This is a genomic window from Streptomyces sp. AC627_RSS907, assembly GCF_019049165.1.
In genome coordinates this window covers 1-548 of the sequence record NZ_JAGMUE010000478.1, presented here as the reverse complement: position 1 = coordinate 548, position 548 = coordinate 1, and the positions used below count along the sequence as shown (strand labels likewise).

The following is a 548-nucleotide window of genomic DNA, read 5'->3' as shown; positions in this document are numbered from 1 at the left end:
GACCAGTTCCTGCCGGACCAGGACCGGCCGCTGCGGACCGTGCTGGCGATCGCGCTGCTGGTGGGCGGCGCGCTGTGCGCGCTGCGCGCGGTCAACCACTGGCTGCGCTGCGAGCGGGCCATGCGCCGCGGTGACGACCTGCCCATCTCGCGCTTCCCGACCGTCCTCGCGCTGGCGGTGGGCCTGATGTCGGTGGTGATGGTGCTGGTCGTGGCGCTGGGCGGGGCCGGTTAGTGGACCGGCCGGCGCGCGATCCGGGCCTCCAGCCGGAGCGGACCCGGATGGCCTGGCGGCGGACGACGCTCACGGGCGCCGTGGTGGGCGTGTTGGCCGGCCGGCAGGCGGTGGTCGAGGGGCCACGGCCGCTGGCCGTACTGGCGGTGGCGCTGGCCGGGCTGGTGTGGCTGGCGCTGCTGGCCGTGGGGCAGCGCCGCATCCGGGCCCTGGCCGCGCCACGGCCGCCCGCGCTGTCCCCGCGGGCGGCCGTGGCCGCGGCCGGGTGCGCCGCGTTGCTGGGCGTGCTGGGCGTCGGCATGTTGCGGTAGCCC

General features: G+C 78.3%; 1 protein-coding gene and 1 pseudogene. Both read left to right on the top strand.

The window, feature by feature from the left end; genetic code table 11:
- A pseudogene (locus tag KUM32_RS36580) lies at positions 1–234 on the top strand (hypothetical protein); the annotation flags it as partial.
- Positions 234–545 carry a DUF202 domain-containing protein gene (locus KUM32_RS36575; RefSeq protein WP_187089850.1) on the top strand — a complete coding sequence of 104 codons (312 nt, stop codon included), beginning with the start codon at positions 234–236 and terminating at the stop codon, positions 543–545. The pseudogene KUM32_RS36580 and the gene KUM32_RS36575, both read left to right, overlap by 1 nt.
- Positions 546–548 lie beyond the last annotated feature (3 nt).